Genomic DNA, 15,831 nt, shown 5'->3' on the forward strand with positions numbered 1-15,831 from the left:
TCCGTGACGCTCGTCGCATCGGTCGAGTGTGACCGGTGCGCACGGCCCGGACACAGGCGGGGCATGAGGAACCTCAAGTGGCTGACGACCACGGATCACAAGACGATCGGGACGCTGTACCTGGTCACGGCGTTCTCGTTCTTCTGCGTGGGCGGGGTGATGGCCCTGCTGATGCGCGCCGAGCTCGCTCGCCCCGGTCTGCAGATCATGTCGAACGAGCAGTTCAACCAGGCGTTCACCATGCACGGGACGATCATGCTGCTGATGTTCGCCACCCCGCTCTTCGCGGGCTTCGCGAACTGGATCATGCCGCTCCAGATCGGCGCCCCGGACGTGGCCTTCCCACGGCTGAACATGCTGGCCTACTGGCTCTACCTGCTCGGTTCGACCATCGCGGTGGGCGGCTTCCTCACCCCGCAGGGCGCGGCCGACTTCGGCTGGTTCGCCTATGCCCCCCTCTCGGACGCGGTCCGCTCGCCGGGCGTCGGCGCCGACATGTGGATCATGGGTCTGGCCCTCTCCGGCTTCGGCACCATCCTCGGCGCGGTCAACTTCATCACCACGATCATCTGCATGCGCGCGCCCGGCATGACCATGTTCCGCATGCCGATCTTCGTCTGGAACGTCCTGCTCACCGCGCTGCTGGTGCTGCTCGCCTTCCCGGTCCTGGCGGCGGCCCTGTTCGCGCTGGAGGCGGACCGCAAGTTCGGCGCCCACGTCTTCGACGCGGCCAACGGCGGGGCGCTGCTCTGGCAGCACCTGTTCTGGTTCTTCGGCCACCCGGAGGTCTACATCATCGCGCTGCCGTTCTTCGGCATCATCAGCGAGGTCATCCCGGTCTTCTCGCGCAAGCCGATGTTCGGCTACATGGGTCTGGTCGCCGCGACGATCTCGATCGCCGGTCTGTCCGTGACGGTGTGGGCGCACCACATGTACGTCACCGGCGGCGTCCTCCTTCCCTTCTTCTCCTTCATGACCTTCCTGATCGCCGTCCCGACGGGAGTGAAGTTCTTCAACTGGATCGGCACGATGTGGCAGGGCTCGCTGTCCTTCGAGACGCCCATGCTCTGGACCACGGGCTTCCTCGTGACCTTCGTCTTCGGCGGCCTGACCGGTGTGATGCTCGCGTCCCCGCCGATCGACTTCCACGTCTCCGACTCGTACTTCGTGGTCGCCCACTTCCACTACGTGGTCTTCGGTACGGTCGTCTTCGCGATGTTCGCAGGCTTCCACTTCTGGTGGCCGAAGATGACGGGCAAGATGCTCGACGAGCGGCTCGGCAAGATCACCTTCTGGACGCTCTTCATCGGATTCCACGGCACGTTCCTGGTCCAGCACTGGCTGGGCGCCGAGGGCATGCAGCGCCGGATCTCCGACTACCTTGCGGTGGAGGGCTTCGCCACCCTCAACACGGTCTCGACGATCTTCTCGTTCCTGCTGGGCTCGTCGCTGCTCCCGTTCTTCTACAACGTCTGGAAGACGGCCAAGTACGGGGAGAAGGTCGAGTCGGACGACCCGTGGGGATACGGCCGTTCGCTGGAGTGGGCGACGTCGTGCCCGCCGCCGCGCCACAACTTCGTGTCCCTGCCGCGGATCCGCAGCGAGTCACCCGCGTTCGATCTGCACCATTCCACCGTGGAGCGGGAGTTGAGCACGCGATGACGGCACGGGAGGAGGAACGCGCACTGGTCGGCCAGGTCGAGGGACATCTGCTGCTGGCGGCGACGCGCGAGGAGGGGCGCCGGGCAGCGGCTCGGCTGGCAGACCGCATCGGCTGGCTCACGGACACCCAACGGGCGGATCTCGAAGCCCATTTCGAGGCCGAATACCTGAGCCTGGCCAGAACGTCCTGGCAGCGCACATCGGAACGCGGTGAGCAACTGAGGCGTGAGTACGAGACCAGATACCAGGCTCTACGCCAACGCCTCGTGGCGTTCTTCCTGCTGACCTGCGCGCTGCTGACGGCAACCACTCTACTGACACTGTCTGCATGAGCGCCCCTTCAGGGGCGCGGGGCTGTGACTGATATGCGGCTGCCGCCGCGTGTGCGCGACCAGCCACAGCCCACCCGTGCCCGAAGATCTACCGCATCAACTCCGGCTCCACTGCTGGTTGCTCCCGCCGTTGCAGGTCCACAGCACCAGTGAAGACCCGTTACCCGTGGCCGCGCCGTACACATCCAGGCACAACCCGGCGTTGACGTTCGTGATCGTCCCGTCCGAGTTCACGTTCCACTTCTGGTTGTTCTGCCCGTTGCAGTCCCAGATCACGACCTTGGTGCCGTTGGTCGTGCCCTGGTTGTAGGCGTCCAGGCACTTGTTGCCGTACACCACGAACTCCTTGCGGGAGGTGTACGTCCAGGCCTGGTTCTGGCCGCCGTTGCAGTCCCAGATCTCGGCCTGGGTGCCGTTGGTGATGGTGTTGTTGTAGACGTCGGCGCAGCGGCCGGACTGTCCGCCCACGAGGAGGGTGCCGTTGGTGCCGGGGATCGGGCTGACCGTGATCGAGCCGAGGGCCGGCAGCGAACTTCCCGTGAAGGTGAGCGAGTTGCCCGACCCCTTGCTCAGGTCGACCTGCACGGACACGGTTCCCTGCGAGGACCCGGTCGGCGGGAAGGAGACCGTGGTCGAGGTCTGGCCGTTGACCTGGAGGGTGCCGGTGACAGCGGTGGAGCCGGTGTTGGTGTAGGCGACGTCGACGACGTCCAGGCCGGTGCTCGCGGCGCTGACGCCGGTGTACTTGCCGGTGGAGGAAGCACTGTAGCTGGTGCTCGACGCCTCCGTACCGCCGCTGATCTTGAGCATCACGGACCCGCCGGCCGGGACGCTCGCGGTGTAGCTGGTGCCGTACGACCCGAGGTTGGACTGCGCCCACAGGTCCCGCACGGTGGCGGAGGCACTGGTCAGGCCCAGATCGGACCAGCGGGCGGTGATGTTCGCGGCGGAGGAGGTGCGGTTGAGCAGGACGACCGCGCGGTTGCCGGTGCCGGCGAGGACCTTGCTGTAGACCTGGAGACCCGTGGTGTCCTCGGCGACCTTGGCGCCCTGGAGGCCGCGCGGGTCCTGGTCGACGGCGATGACGTCGGAGTTCTTGAGGATGGCGGCTGTCTCACTGGTCATCGTGGTGAGGTCGTTGCCGGCGAGCAGCGGGGCGCCGGAGATCGCCCACAGGGCCATGTGGGTGCGGTTCTGGGCCGCCGTGAGACCGGTCATGCCGACGGTGAGCATGTCGGGGTCGTTGTAGTAGCCGGTGTGCTGGGCGGCCGGGTGCAGGGTCTGGTCGAAGTTGGACAGCGCGGCCGACTGCGACGCGGTGCCGCCGTAGTAATAGATGTCCGTGCTGGTCCGCCACATGGCGCCCAGGCCCGTCGCCCAGTTCCAGGTGTTCTGGTAGCCCCAGTTGCAGATCGACAGGGTCAGCGGGCGGCCGGTGGTGGCGGCGGCCGCGGTGACGGCCGAGCTGATCGACTTGTAGGCGGTGGCCGCGTCCAGGCCCTCGGCGTCACCGCCGCACCAGTCGACCTTCACGAAGTCGAAGCCCCACTTGGAGAACTGCAGCATGTCCTGGGCGTAGTGGCCCTCGCTGCCGGTGTTGGCGGCGGCGGGACGGCCGGTCGGGTAGTAGTACCCGCAGCCGTTGGCCCCCGCGTCGGTGTAGATGCCGGCCTTCAGGCCCTTGCTGTGGATGTAGTCGGCGATCGCGCTCATGCCGCCGGGCCACTCGCTCGTGTCGACGGTGATGTTGCCGTCGCTGTCGCGGGTGCCCTGCCACCAGCCCTCGTCGATGTTGATGTACTTGTAGCCGGCGGCCGGCAGCCCGGCCGCGACGAAGGCGTCGACCTGCGCCTTGATGACGTTGTAGTCGATCTTCGCCGCGAAGCTGTTCCAGGAGGCCCAGCCCATCGGGGCGGTGGGCACGGAGACCTGGGCGACCGTCGCCGCCTGGGCCGGTCCCGGCGTGGCGAAGAGGAGTGCGGCGGCGGCCGTGAGGGCCAGGGCGAGGGTGCGTACGGCGGTGGCCCACAGATGTCGTACGAGACCGCTGCCGGTCGATCTGGGCGGGGGGTACATGCGGCTCCTCCACGGGGGTGCACGAGGGTGCGCGACGCGCCTTCGTTCGGCATTACGAACACAGATCGATGCCCCGAACGCGTCGCGGGCCGACCGTAGAGCCGCCGGAGGATGAAGTCAACGGCTGTGACAAGCGTCAAGTAGCCCTTGCCGTCGAGTCGTTCACCCCATGGCGGACCGTGCGCCGCCAGAGGTCCGGTCGGCGGGTAGCGATCATGTCGGCGGGTTCACGGGGCGATGTGGCCCCTTACACCGGTCTCGGACACGGGCTGAGCCGGGCCGGGCACGAGGTCACCCTGGTGACCACGGCCGCTTCGCCGGGCTCGTCGAGGGCTCCGGTGTCGGCTTCCCCCGCGCTGCGCACCCGCCTGGAGCTGCCCCCGCAGCGGCGATCCAGTGCGACGAGGCGTTCCGGGCGGCGCGGCTGGTGGCCCTCGGGGTGGCGCCGACTGCCGTTCCGGTGCGGGGGCCGAGCGTCAACGCGCTGGCGGACGCTTTGCGCCAGGCGATGCAAGGCACGTGCCCCGACCAGCCACCACGCACCCGCACACAGACAGCTACAGCGAACCCCGCGGTACCCACCCTTCCGGCCGCAAGATCCCCACCAGCAACCGCACCAGCTCCTCCACGACGTCGTCCAGCGTCGCGTCCACCCACCCCGCGCTCCAGTCGTGCAGCAACCCGTTCACGCTGCCGATGAACGCCGTCGCGGCCAGCCGGTAGTCACGCGGAGCCGCCTCGCCACGCGCGACGGCCGCGTTCGCCTCGGTGCATATCAGCTCCACCCACCGCGCCCGCCGCGCCAGCCGCTGCTCCTCCAGCCTCGGGCTCACCCCGATGATCTCCACGAAGGCGATGCGGATGCGCCGCGGATCCGACGTGACATCACGGGCGTACGCCCGGAACAGCACCGTCACCCGCTCGACCAGCGGCAGCGGTTCCGCCTCGGCGAACGCCTCGGCCACCGCCTGCTCCGCCCACCCGTTGACCTCCAGGTGCAACGCGGCGAGGACGTCCTCCAGGGTCTGGAACTCCTCGTAGAACTGACGGGTCGACAGGCCCGCCGCCTGGCTCAGCGCGGCGACCGTGGTGGCGCGAAACCCCGGTGTGCCGCCGAAGAGTTGAAGCGCCGCGTCCAGGAAGCGCCGACGCCGCTCCGCCTTGCGTTCCTCGGCGGACCGGCCGCCGTAGCGACCCGTCGGCGCCTTGAGCCTGCCCGCCAAGATTGCCCCCTCCGTCGACCGCCCGATGGCCAATTTTCTCGCGTACGCCTCTTGTGGAGTCATCCACCCCCTCCTTACTTTTCAGTAAGTTCATTTTGAACGCGCTCGTGTTCAGACTCCGTGACCCTGCGACCGCACGCGCGCGTCCCCACCCCCCTCAGAGGAGAGAGCACTCATGCCTGCCTTCAGACCCAGGCACCTTTGCTCCATGGCCGCCGCCCTCGTCCTGACCGTCGCCGCTCCCGCGGCCGCCGCCGACGCCGCGGCCGACGCGTCCCTGCGCGAGGTGCTGTTCGTGGGCAACAACTGGGACGGCACCGCGACCGTCCTGAACTCGTCCGGCGACTTCGCCAAGGTCGGCCAGATCAACGTCATCCCCGACAAGGACGCGCGGATAGCGGAGATCAACGCCGACCCGATCAAGTGGATCTACTACACGTCGATCCGCAACGAGGTGGGCCAGGGCCACGACCAGTACGTGGACGACATGTACTCCACGCCGGACGGCAGGTCCGTGGTCGTCTCCCGGCCGAGCTTCGCCGACGTCGTCTCCATCGACCTCGCCACCGACACGATCAACTGGCGGTTCCCGGTGGCCGGTTACCGCGCCGACCACATGGCCGTCTCCCCCGACGGCACGAAGGTCGCGGTCTCGGCGTCCACCGCGAACAAGGTGCAGGTGCTGGACATCAACACCGGTAAGGAGCTTGGCGAGTTCGCCACCGGCGACAAGCCGCACGAGAACGTCTTCAGCCCCGACGGCAAGTACATCTGGAACATGTCGATCGGCGAGGTCACCACCTCGCTCGACGACCCCGCCTGGGACTGGACCAAGGGCGACCGCCACATCACCGTCGCGGACGCCACCACCTACCAGCAGGTCAAGACCATCGACATGCGGTCCCGGCTGGACGCGATCGGCCTGACGGACTTCTCTGACGCGATCCGGCCCGCGGCCTTCACACCCGACTGGTCGAAGATGTACTTCCAGGTGTCGTTCTTCAACGGCTTCCTGGAGTACGACATCGCCAGCGACAAGATCACCCGGGTGAAGACGCTGCCGGCGAACCCGGCGACCAGCACCGACCGCACCACCTGGCTCCTCGACTCGCGTCACCACGGCATCTCGATGAAGCCGGACGGCACCAAGCTGTGCGTCGCCGGCACGATGGACAACTACGCCACGATCGTCGACCGTGCCACTCTGCAGGAGGGGCCGCTCATCACGGCGTCCACGCCGTACTGGGCCACGGTCAGCGGTGACGGCAAGGACTGCGTCATTTCGGAGAGCGGTGCCGACCAGGTGACCGCGATCGACTTCGGCACCGGCCAGAAGGTGACCTCGGTGCCCGTCGGCGACCACCCACAGCGCGTCCGGCTCGGCCATGTGCAGGCCGACTGGACTGGTGCGTCCGGTAGTTGACGGATCATCAGGGCCTTCGGCCTCCGGGGTGCGCGGCACCCCGGAGGCCGAAGCACTGCTCAGAACTTCGCCGCCACCCAGGCGGCCAGCTCCGCCTTGGCCGCGTTCAGCAGGGTGGAGCTGGGCGAGGCCGCCCCGTTGGTCACCAGCGCGAAGTGCAGCACGCCGGAGTCCGAGTCGGTGAGCAGCAGTCGGCGGCTGCCCGTCCCACCCGGTTCCGCCGCCACGCCGACCGGGGTCGAGGACGAGTACGACGGGGGTCCGTAGGCCGTGCCCAGGTCGGATACGACCGTCGTGGACGCGGTCGGGAAGGAGGCCGGGAGATGGAGTTCGGTGGGTGCGGTGGCGCTGCCGGAGCGCCAGACCTGGACGGCGTACTGTCCGGAGCCGACCAGCGCGGCCACGTTCGGCAGCGAGCTGGGCACCGGGTTCCAGGTCAGGGTGGTGGAGCCGTCCCGGGAGCGGTCCTCGTAGGTGAAGGCGAGGGTGGAGCCGGAGGTGGCGGACGGATAGATCCGGTCGAGCAGCCGGGCGTCCTGACGGAGCGTCACGGTACCGGAGTCGGTCATGTTCACGGCCGAGAGGTCCTCGTCGTTCCAGGCGTCGCCCGAGGTGAGGACCTTGTCAGCGTTGCCGTTCATCAGCTCGTGGTGGCGGCCGTTGTAGATGTCCCACTGCCACTGGGTGCCGGAGAGGACCGGTCCGGAGGAGGCCGGGGTGGACCACCAGTTCGCCCCGGAGAGGCGGGAGTCGAGGGCCTGGTACATCGCCTTGTCGACGGTCGGCGCCTTGCCCGAGGTCGTACCGGACAGCGGATGCCCGAACTCGCTGACGATCGCCGTCGTGCCGGCGGCCGAGGCGCGGTCCCGGACGGTGCCGAAGTCGGTGCTGTACTGGCCGTCGGAGGCGTTGCCCCACATCAGGATGCCGGAGATGGCCTTCTGGTCGTAGAAGTGGGTGTTGAAGACGTACCGCGAGCCCAGTGTGCCCGCGTCGAGCAGTCCGCCCTCCTGCTGCTGGGAGGAGATGTTGGCGTTCCAGAAGAGGTTGGGCTCGACGAGGGCGGGCTTGCTGCTCCAGCCGGCCGCGTCCATCCGGGCCCGGAACTTCTGGTAGAAGGGCCACAGCCGGTTCTGCTCCCAGGTGCGGGAGGTCTCCCCGGAGTCGTAGCTGCCGGCGTACGGCTCGTTGTACGGGTCGAAGCCGACGACGCCCGCGAACTCGTCGGACGTCAGGTGCTGGGCCAGGTAGGCCATGGTGGTCTGGGCGGTGGCCAGGAAGGCGTCCTGGAGGCCGTAGTTGTTGTGCCAGAAGTCGTACTGGCCCTTCTGGACGGCCGCGTTCTGGGTGATGTTCTGGCCCCAGAAGAGGCAGATGCCGCAGGACTCGGCGGGGTAGCCCCCCAGTGCGACCGCCCACGCGGGGGCGCCGTCCCCGGTGTACCAGCTGCCCGAGTTGAACAGGTAGCGGGAGTACAGGTCCTGGTGGAAGTCGGGGAAGACGCGGATGCCGGCGTCCAGGAACGCCTGCATCTGCGCGGTGACCGCGGCCAGGTAGCCGCTGTCGACCTGACCCTGGACGGGTTCGGCGTGCGCCCAGGAGAGCAGGAAGCGCACGGCGTTGCCGCCGCCGAGGGCGCGCAGCGCGGTGGCGGACTTCTTCGCGTCGGCGACCGAGGCGAAGGGCAGGCCGCTGTTCTCCTCCAGCTTGGTCTCGCCGGAGACGTTGTAGCCGCGCAGCACGGCCTCACGGCCCTGGCCGTCGACGAAACGGCCGTTCTGCACGGTGAGCGCGGTGCCGTCGAACCAGAGGGAGTCGGACGGGGTGGCGGCGGTGGCGGACGGGGTGCCCGCCACCGCGAGGAATCCACAGAGGACAACCAGGACAACGATCAGACGTGCCCGGATATTCGTCATGTCCATTACAGTCGGGTGATTTCCGGACACAGTCAATACTTCTGACTCACGAGTAAGTTGAGTACCGGCCCCCTCAGCCGGTCACTCGGCCTGTCACGTTCAACAGGTACTCCTTGCGGCTCAGTGGGTTGTGGTCGGTGCGCGGCCGCTCGGGGACCGGCCCCCGCTCCACCGGCGCGTAGTGGTCGAAGGCGGTCTCCAGTTCGCCCTCCCCGCGGGTCAGCCCCGGCAGCCGTTGCTCCAGCCCGTGCACCCGGGCCGCGGGCAGCGCGCCTTCCAGTACCGCGAGCGGCCCCTCCGTCCCGGTCCGCTGCGGCATCGCACCGAGCCGGGTGAGCACCGGCAGCAGCGCGCCCAGCGTGTCCGCGGGGGCCTCCAGGCGGAAGCGGTGCATCGGCTCGTGGACCCGGGTGCCGGCCAGCCGCAGCGCCTCGGTCAGCACCAGCGGGGTCAGGCCGCGGAAGTCGTGGCCGGTGCTCGACATGCTCTTGTCGAAGCCCTGGTGGGCATGGCTCTGCCGGGGCGAGTAGCCGGAGTGGGTCATGGCCACCGTGCAGTCCGGGATCCGCCAGCCGTGCAGGCCCTGGCCGAGGGCTTCGCGCACGGTGTCCTCGACGGCCTTGAAGAAGGCGTACGGCATCGAGCCCAGCTCCACCTCCAGGCGGAAGCCGACGCCCGCGCCCGGCGGGGCCGGCTCCACCCGCAGGCCGACCGTCGCGAGGAAGGGGTTGCCGTCCTTCTTGTTGAACTCGACGGCGGCTCCCGTGCCCACGACCCGTTCGACACAGATGGTGGTGGTCTCCCGGAAGGCGACGTCGAGGCCGTACTCGTCGGCCAGGGTCGCCTGGATCACCTCCTTCTGCACCTCGCCGTAGAGGGATACGGAGGTCTCCTGCCGTACCTCGTCGTGCCGGACGTCGATCAGCGGGTCCTGTTCGGCGAGTTGGGTGAGGGCGACATGCAGGGAGCGCCGGCCGGTACCCGGTCCGGGGACCACGACGGTCTCCAGGGTCGGGGGCGCGAAGTGGTGCTCGTACGCCCGTCCCGGCAGACCGAGGGCGTCGCCGATCCGGATGCCGCCGAGTCCCCACACCTTGACGATCCGCCCGGCACCGGCGCTCTCCTGCCGCAGGTCCCCGCCGCGCTCGAAGACGCTGAGCCCGGTGACCCGGCCTTCCGCACGCCCGTCCGGGGCGCGGCCGACCGCACGGCGGTCGACGCTCCGGCCCCCGTCGCGTGCGACGGCATCCCGGCCCTCCGCTCCAGCGCGGGCGGCGACATCCCCCTCCGTTCCAGCGCGACCGGCGACGGCACGCCGCTCCCCATGTGTGCCGGTCATCCGGTCATCCGCGCGGGTCGCGGCGGCGCCACCCGTCTCGGGGCCGTCCCCGAACGGGATCCGGTCCCGGACCCGCAGGACGCCGGAGAAGACGCGCGCGTACGCGATCTTCTCCCCCGTCGGCCCCCGTTCCACCTTGAAGACCGTGGCCGACAGCGGCCCGGCCGGGTCGCCGGCGGCGGCCGGGAGCAGCCGTTCGATGCCGGTGACCAGATCGGGTACGCCGGCGCCGGTGGCGGCGGAGCCGAAGTACACCGGGTGGACCAGGGCCCGCCGGGTCTGCCGGGCAAGGGCGGCGCGCAGCCGGTCGCCGGTGACACCGCCGTCGAGGTAGGCGGCGAGCAGCGCGTCGTCGTGGTCGGCGAGCGCGTCCAGCGCGTCCGGGCCGAGACCGGGCAGGAAGCGGGCGGCACGGGTGCCGAGCCCGGTGGGCCGGCCCATGGGGACGAGCGGGACGGCGAGCCTGCGGGCCAGCTGCGCGAGCACGGCGTCGTCGCGGGCGCCCCGCCGGTCGATCTTGTTGACGAAGACCAGCGTGGGGATGCGCAGCCGTCTCAGGGTCCGCATCAGGACGCGGGTCTGCGCCTGGACACCCTCCACGGCCGAGACGACGAGGACCGCGCCGTCCAGCACACCGAGCACCCGCTCCACCTCGGCGATGAAGTCCGGGTGGCCCGGAGTGTCGATGAGGTTGACGGTGACACCGTCGAGGGGGAACGACACGACCGCGGACTTGATGGTGATGCCGCGCTGCCGCTCCAGGGCCAGGGTGTCGGTGCGGGTACTGCCGGCGTCGACACTGCCGGGCTCGTCGATGACGCCGGCCGTGTGCAGCAGCCGTTCGGTCAGAGTGGTCTTACCTGCGTCGACGTGCGCGAGAATTCCGAGATTGAGCAGATGCACTGAGCGTGACGTCCTTCGGCATGGGAGGGATTCCTTCCTGGGTGGACATGCACGCAGCGCGCATCGGTGGCCCTCTCTCTGTGACGTCGGGTGAGGAGCAGTGCAGCAGGACAGCCCCGGCGACGGCAATGGATTAACGCTCAACGAAAGCCCCCGCCCCAGCACTCGCCGCCCCCTTGCCGCGGTTCTAGAGTGACCTACATCACGTCGTCTGGCTGAATTCCTCGTTCCCGCCGCACGGTCTGGAGGCCACATGACCCACATCAAGGTGACGGTGGACGGCACGCCCTACGCGGACGAGGTCGAACCCCGTCTGCTGCTCGCCCACTACCTGCGCGACCGTCTCGGCCTGACCGGCACCCCGATCGGCTGCGACACCTCGAACTGCGGCGCGTGCACGGTCGACCTGGACGGGGCGACCGTCAAGAGCTGCTCGGTGCTGGCCGTCCAGGCGGACGGCTGCACGGTGACCACCGTCCAGGGTCTGGCCGAAAACGGGGAGTGGACGGCGTTGCAGCGGGCGTTCCACGAGCGGCACGGGCTGCAGTGCGGCTACTGCACCCCCGGGATGATCATGGCGGCACGGGATCTGCTGCGTGAGAACCCGCACCCGTCCTCCGACGAGGTCCGGCAGGCCCTTGAGGGCAACCTGTGCCGGTGCACCGGCTACCAGAACATCGTCCGGGCGGTGCTCGCCGCCGCCGGGCAACCGGTACCCGAGGAGGCCACGGCATGACCGACCAGGCCGTCGAACACGAGATCGGCCGCGCCCGGCTACGCAAGGAGGACGCCCGGCTGATCACCGGTCAGACCAACTGGACCGACAACATCCAGGTCGCCGGACTGCTCCACCTGGCCTTCCTGCGCAGCCCGATGGCGCACGCCCGGCTCACCCGCGTCGACGTCTCCCCCGCCCTGGAACGCCCCGGGGTCATCGCGGCGTACGCCGGCCGCGACCTCGCCGAGGGCCTGGGCTCGCTGCCCTGCGCCTGGCCGGTCACCGAGGACATCGTGCTGCCCGACCACCCGCCGATCGCCGTCGACGAGGTCCGGCACGCCGGCGACCCGGTGGCCGTCGTGGTGGCCCGCGACCGGTACGCCGCCGCCGACGCGCTGGAGGCGATCGAGGTCGACTACGACCCACTGCCCCCGGTCCTGGATCTGGAGGCCGCGCTGGCCGACGACGCCCCGCTGGTCCACGCCGGCAAGGGCACCAACCGCTGCTACACCTGGCCGCTCGCCACCGGCGAGAGCTTCGAGGCGGTACGGCAGCGCGCCGAGGTCACGGTCAGGCGCCGCTACCACCAGCAGCGGCTGATCCCCAACGCCATGGAACCCCGTGCCGTCGTCGTCACGCCGATCGCCGCCTCCGGCGAGTACACGGTCTACTCCGCCACGCAGATCCCGCACATCCTGCGGATCATGCTGGCCACCGTCACCGGGATCCCCGAGCACAAGCTCCGGGTGATCGCCCCGGACGTGGGCGGCGGCTTCGGCTCCAAGCTCCAGGTCTACGGCGAGGAGGCCGTCGCGCTGACGGTCGCCAGGAAGCTCGGCCGCCCGGTGAAGTGGACGGAGTCCCGCTCGGAGGGCTACCTCGCCACCCATCACGGCCGCGGCATGATCCAGGACATCGAGGTCGCCGCGACCCGCGAGGGCCGGCTCCTCGGCCTGAAGGTGGACCTGATCGCCGACATGGGCGCCTACCTGATGCTGGTCACCCCGGGCATCCCGATCCTCGGCGCCTTCATGTACCCGGCGATCTACAAGATGGACGCGTACGAATTCAACTGCACCGGCGTCTTCACCACCCGCACCCCCACCGACGCCTACCGCGGCGCCGGGCGCCCCGAGGCGACCTTCGCCATCGAGCGGATCATGGATGAGCTGGCCGCGGAACTCGGCCTGGATCCCGTGGAGTTGCGGCGCCGGAACTGGATCCGGCACGAGGAGTTCCCGTACACCACGATCGCCGGGCTGACCTACGACAGCGGCAACTACGAGGCGGCCACGGAGAAGGCCCTCGACCTGTTCGGCTACGACGAGCTGCGCGCCGAACAGCACGAGCGCAACGAGCGCGGCGACACCGTACGCCTCGGCATCGGCGTGTCGACCTTCACGGAGATGTGCGGGCTGGCGCCGAGCCGGGTGCTGCGCGACCTCAGGTACGGGGCCGGCGGCTGGGAGGCGGCGAGCATCCGCATGCTGCCCACCGGCAAGGTCGAGGTGGTCACCGGCACCAGTCCGCACGGGCAGGGCCACGAGACCTGCTGGAGCCAGATCGCGGCCGACGTGCTGGGCGTGCCGTTCGAGGACGTCGAGGTGGTGCACGGCGACACCCGGTCCTCCCCGCAGGGCATGGACACCTACGGCTCGCGGTCGCTGGCCGTCGGCGGCGAGGCCGTGCACCGGGCGGCCGTGAAGGTGGTCGAGAAGGCGCGGAAGGTCGCCGCGCACCTGCTGGAGGCCAGCGAGCAGGACCTGGAGTTCACGGACGGCGTGTTCGCCGTGAAGGGCTCCCCGGAGGCGCGCAGGACCATCCAGGAGATCGCCTTCGAGACGTTCACCAGCCACGACCTGCCCGACGGCGTCGAACCGTCCATCAACGCCGAGACGGTGGTCGACCCGGAGAACTTCTCCTACCCGCACGGCACCCACCTGTGCGCGGTCGAGGTCGACACGGAGACCGGCAGGACGAGGATCAGGTCGTACGTCTGCGTGGACGATGTCGGCCATGTCGTCAACCCGATGATCGTCGAGGGCCAGGTGCACGGCGGTCTCGCGCAGGGCATCGCGCAGGCGCTGTACGAGGAGGCCGTCTACGACGACGAGGGCAACCTCGTCTCCGGCACCATGGCCGACTATCTCGTGCCGTCGGCGGCGGACCTGCCGGACTTCGTCACCGACCGGACGGAGACCCCGGCGGCCTCGAACGCCATGGGGGTCAAGGGAGTCGGCGAGGCCGGGACGATCGCCTCGACGCCCGCGGTGGTCAACGCCGTGGTGGACGCGCTGCGTCCGCTCGGTGTCACCGACGTACGGATGCCGTGCTCGCCGCACCGGGTGTGGCAGGCCGTGCGGGACGCCCGCGCCGGCCGGGGCGGTGCCGGCGAGGAGGCCGGCGGGACCGGTCCGGCCCGGTCGGGGCAGTCCGGGCAGGCCGCCCGGTCCGGAGACCTGGGCCAGTACGGTGAGGAGGGTTCCGGATGATTCCCCCCACGTTCGACTACACCCGCCCGACCGGAGTCGACGAGGCGGTGCGCGTGCTCGCCGACGCGGGCGAGGAGGCGAAGGTGCTGGCCGGCGGGCAGAGCCTGCTGCCGCTGCTGCGCCTGCGGCTCGCCTTCCCGGAGCTGGTCGTGGACGTCGGCCGGATCCCGGAGCTGCGCGGGGTCCGCGCGGACGGCGACACTCTCGTCATCGGCGCGCTGACCACGCACCACGACGTCGTCCACGACCCGTTGGTGCGGCGGCACGCCGGGCTGCTCGCGGAGGCGACGGCCACCGTCGCCGACCCCGCCGTACGGCACCGCGGCACCCTCGGCGGCTCCCTCGCGCACGCCGACCCGGCCGGGGACCTGCCCGCCGTGGCGCTCGCCCTCGACGCCGAACTGGTCGCCGTCGGGCCGGGCGGCCGGCGCACGATCCCCGCCCGGGAGTTCTTCCTGGACTACCTCCAGTCCGCCCTGTCGCCCGACGAACTCCTGGTGGAGGTGCGGATCCCGAAGACGGACGGCTGGGGCTTCCACTACGAGAAGTTCCACGCGGTCGCCCAGTCCTGGGCCATCGTCGGGGTGGCGGCACTGGTACGGCGCGACAACGGCGCCATCGCCGAGGCCCGCGTCGGGCTCACCAACATGGGCTCGACCCCGCTGCGGGCGACGGCGGCCGAGGAGGCGCTCGCCGGTGCCGACGGCCCCGAGGCCGTGGCCCGGGCCGCCGAGGCGGCGGCCGAGGGCACCCGGCCGTCCCAGGACCTGTCGGCCTCGCCCGAGTACCGGGAGCACCTCGCACGGGTGCTGACCAGACGGGCGGTACTGACCGCCGGTGGAATGGGGTGAGCGCCGATTCCCCCGATGGACGACCCGGAGCAGGTGGGGGTCCGCCTGGCCAAGACGGGGTATCTCGTCGACGAAGGGCTGGCCGTCACCTGCTTCCTGGCCCTCAGACTGCACCGGCCCCTGTTCTGCGAGGGTGACGCCGGGGTGGGCAAGACCGCGCTCGCCGCCGCCCTCGCCGAGGCGCTGGGCGCGCCGCTGATCCGGCTGCAGTGCCACGAGGGCATCGACGCCTCGCAGGCCCTGTACGACTGGGACTTCCCGCGCCAGCTGCTGCACCTGCGGGCCGCCGAGGCGGCGGGCGTGCAGGACGCGGACCGGCTGGAGAGTGAGCTGTACGCCCGCCGTTTCCTGATCGCCCGGCCCCTGCTGCTGGCTCTCCAGCAGCATCCGTCGGTGCTGCTGGTCGACGAGATCGACCGGGCCGACGACGAGTTCGAGGCGTTCCTCCTTGAGCTGCTGTCCGAGTACTCGGTCACGATCCCCGAACTGGGCACGCTGCGGGCCGAGGTGCCGCCGGTGGTGGTCCTGACCTCGAACCGGACCCGCGAGGTGCACGACGCGTTGAAACGGCGGTGCCTCTACCACTGGTTCGACCATCCCTCCTTCGCCCGTGAACTGGCCATCGTGCGCAGCCGGTTGCCGCAGGTGTCGGCCCGGCTGGCCGAGCAGGTCACGGCGCTGGTACAGGCGCTGCGGGGCGCGGACCTGGTCAAACCGCCCGGGGTGGCCGAGACGCTGGACTGGGCGGAGGCACTGGACGCGCTGGGGGCGAGCGAGGTGGACGCCGAACTGGCCGTGGCGACGCTGGGGTCGGTGCTGAAGTACCGGGAGGACACGGAGCGGGCGCGGGGGCTCGATCTGTCGGCGGTCCTCGCGGCCCGGGGCGGGTGACCGGG

At 70.2% G+C, this 15,831-nt stretch carries 11 protein-coding genes and 1 pseudogene; 8 read left to right on the top strand and 4 right to left on the bottom strand.

Features of this window, described 5'->3' with window-relative positions; genetic code table 11:
- Positions 1-63: 63 nt before the first annotated feature.
- On the top strand, positions 64-1,662 hold the full coding sequence (ctaD, locus tag OHB00_RS04945) for a cytochrome c oxidase subunit I (RefSeq protein WP_406431605.1): 1,599 nt from the start codon (positions 64-66) through the stop codon (positions 1,660-1,662).
- Positions 1,659-1,994 (top strand): hypothetical protein, encoded by a 336-nt coding sequence (locus OHB00_RS04950; protein WP_406431607.1) that lies wholly within the window; start codon positions 1,659-1,661, stop codon positions 1,992-1,994. The genes ctaD and OHB00_RS04950 overlap by 4 nt, the downstream gene beginning before the upstream one ends.
- A 96-nt stretch (positions 1,995-2,090) precedes the next feature.
- Here the strand turns inward: OHB00_RS04950 and OHB00_RS04955 are convergent, their stop codons facing one another.
- The gene (locus OHB00_RS04955; RefSeq protein WP_406431609.1) at positions 2,091-4,070 is read right to left on the bottom strand and encodes a ricin-type beta-trefoil lectin domain protein; all 1,980 of its coding nucleotides are present in this window, start codon (positions 4,068-4,070) and stop codon (positions 2,091-2,093) included.
- Positions 4,071-4,285: 215 nt separating this feature from the next.
- Here OHB00_RS04955 and OHB00_RS04960 point away from each other — a divergent pair.
- Positions 4,286-4,419, top strand: a pseudogene (locus tag OHB00_RS04960) (glycosyltransferase); the annotation flags it as partial.
- Between the two features lie 208 nt (positions 4,420-4,627).
- Here OHB00_RS04960 and OHB00_RS04965 read toward each other — a convergent pair.
- On the bottom strand, positions 4,628-5,293 hold the full coding sequence (locus OHB00_RS04965) for a TetR/AcrR family transcriptional regulator (RefSeq protein ID WP_406445615.1): 666 nt from the start codon (positions 5,291-5,293) through the stop codon (positions 4,628-4,630).
- 175 nt (positions 5,294-5,468) lie between these two features.
- Between OHB00_RS04965 and OHB00_RS04970 the strand changes: the two genes are divergently transcribed.
- Complete coding sequence (locus OHB00_RS04970; RefSeq protein WP_406431611.1) at positions 5,469-6,716, top strand: YncE family protein; 1,248 nt, start codon at positions 5,469-5,471, stop codon at positions 6,714-6,716.
- A 59-nt stretch (positions 6,717-6,775) separates the two neighbouring features.
- On the opposite strand, the gene OHB00_RS04975 is transcribed toward OHB00_RS04970, so the two are convergent.
- Both OHB00_RS04975 and OHB00_RS04980 read right to left on the bottom strand, forming a co-directional pair.
- On the bottom strand, positions 6,776-8,638 hold the full coding sequence (locus OHB00_RS04975) for a cellulase family glycosylhydrolase (RefSeq protein WP_406431613.1): 1,863 nt from the start codon (positions 8,636-8,638) through the stop codon (positions 6,776-6,778).
- Between the two features lie 67 nt (positions 8,639-8,705).
- On the bottom strand, positions 8,706-10,874 hold the full coding sequence (locus OHB00_RS04980; protein ID WP_406431615.1) for a GTP-binding protein: 2,169 nt from the start codon (positions 10,872-10,874) through the stop codon (positions 8,706-8,708).
- Positions 10,875-11,127: 253 nt separating this feature from the next.
- Here OHB00_RS04980 and OHB00_RS04985 point away from each other — a divergent pair, with 253 nt between their 5' ends.
- From OHB00_RS04985 to OHB00_RS05000, 4 genes are read left to right on the top strand one after another with little or no spacing between them, the layout of a single operon-like run.
- Positions 11,128-11,610 carry a (2Fe-2S)-binding protein gene (locus OHB00_RS04985; protein ID WP_406431617.1) on the top strand — a complete coding sequence of 161 codons (483 nt, stop codon included), beginning with the start codon at positions 11,128-11,130 and terminating at the stop codon, positions 11,608-11,610.
- On the top strand, positions 11,607-14,084 hold the full coding sequence (locus OHB00_RS04990; RefSeq protein ID WP_406431619.1) for a xanthine dehydrogenase family protein molybdopterin-binding subunit: 2,478 nt from the start codon (positions 11,607-11,609) through the stop codon (positions 14,082-14,084). Before OHB00_RS04985 ends, OHB00_RS04990 begins: the two co-directional genes overlap by 4 nt.
- Positions 14,081-14,935 carry an FAD binding domain-containing protein gene (locus OHB00_RS04995; protein ID WP_406431621.1) on the top strand — a complete coding sequence of 285 codons (855 nt, stop codon included), beginning with the start codon at positions 14,081-14,083 and terminating at the stop codon, positions 14,933-14,935. Before OHB00_RS04990 ends, OHB00_RS04995 begins: the two co-directional genes overlap by 4 nt.
- A gap of 15 nt (positions 14,936-14,950) precedes the next feature.
- A complete protein-coding gene (locus tag OHB00_RS05000) occupies positions 14,951-15,826 on the top strand; it encodes an AAA family ATPase (protein ID WP_406431623.1) in 876 nt (291 codons plus the stop codon).
- Positions 15,827-15,831: the final 5 nt, after the last annotated feature.

This window comes from Streptomyces sp. NBC_00631, from assembly GCF_045206895.1.
Classification (GTDB): Bacteria; Actinomycetota; Actinomycetes; order Streptomycetales; family Streptomycetaceae; genus Streptomyces.

Excerpts from the sequence above, each read along its gene's own strand:
- ctaD (WP_406431605.1), top strand. The coding sequence starts at position 64 with ATGAGGAACCTCAAGTGGCTGACGACCACGGATCACAAGACGATCGGG.
- OHB00_RS04950 (WP_406431607.1), top strand. The coding sequence starts at position 1,659 with ATGACGGCACGGGAGGAGGAACGCGCACTGGTCGGCCAGGTCGAGGGA.
- OHB00_RS04955 (WP_406431609.1), bottom strand. The coding sequence starts at position 4,070 with ATGTACCCCCCGCCCAGATCGACCGGCAGCGGTCTCGTACGACATCTG.
- OHB00_RS04970 (WP_406431611.1), top strand. The coding sequence starts at position 5,469 with ATGCCTGCCTTCAGACCCAGGCACCTTTGCTCCATGGCCGCCGCCCTC.
- OHB00_RS04975 (WP_406431613.1), bottom strand. The coding sequence starts at position 8,638 with ATGGACATGACGAATATCCGGGCACGTCTGATCGTTGTCCTGGTTGTC.
- OHB00_RS04985 (WP_406431617.1), top strand. The coding sequence starts at position 11,128 with ATGACCCACATCAAGGTGACGGTGGACGGCACGCCCTACGCGGACGAG.
- OHB00_RS04990 (WP_406431619.1), top strand. The coding sequence starts at position 11,607 with ATGACCGACCAGGCCGTCGAACACGAGATCGGCCGCGCCCGGCTACGC.
- OHB00_RS04995 (WP_406431621.1), top strand. The coding sequence starts at position 14,081 with ATGATTCCCCCCACGTTCGACTACACCCGCCCGACCGGAGTCGACGAG.
- OHB00_RS05000 (WP_406431623.1), top strand. The coding sequence starts at position 14,951 with ATGGACGACCCGGAGCAGGTGGGGGTCCGCCTGGCCAAGACGGGGTAT.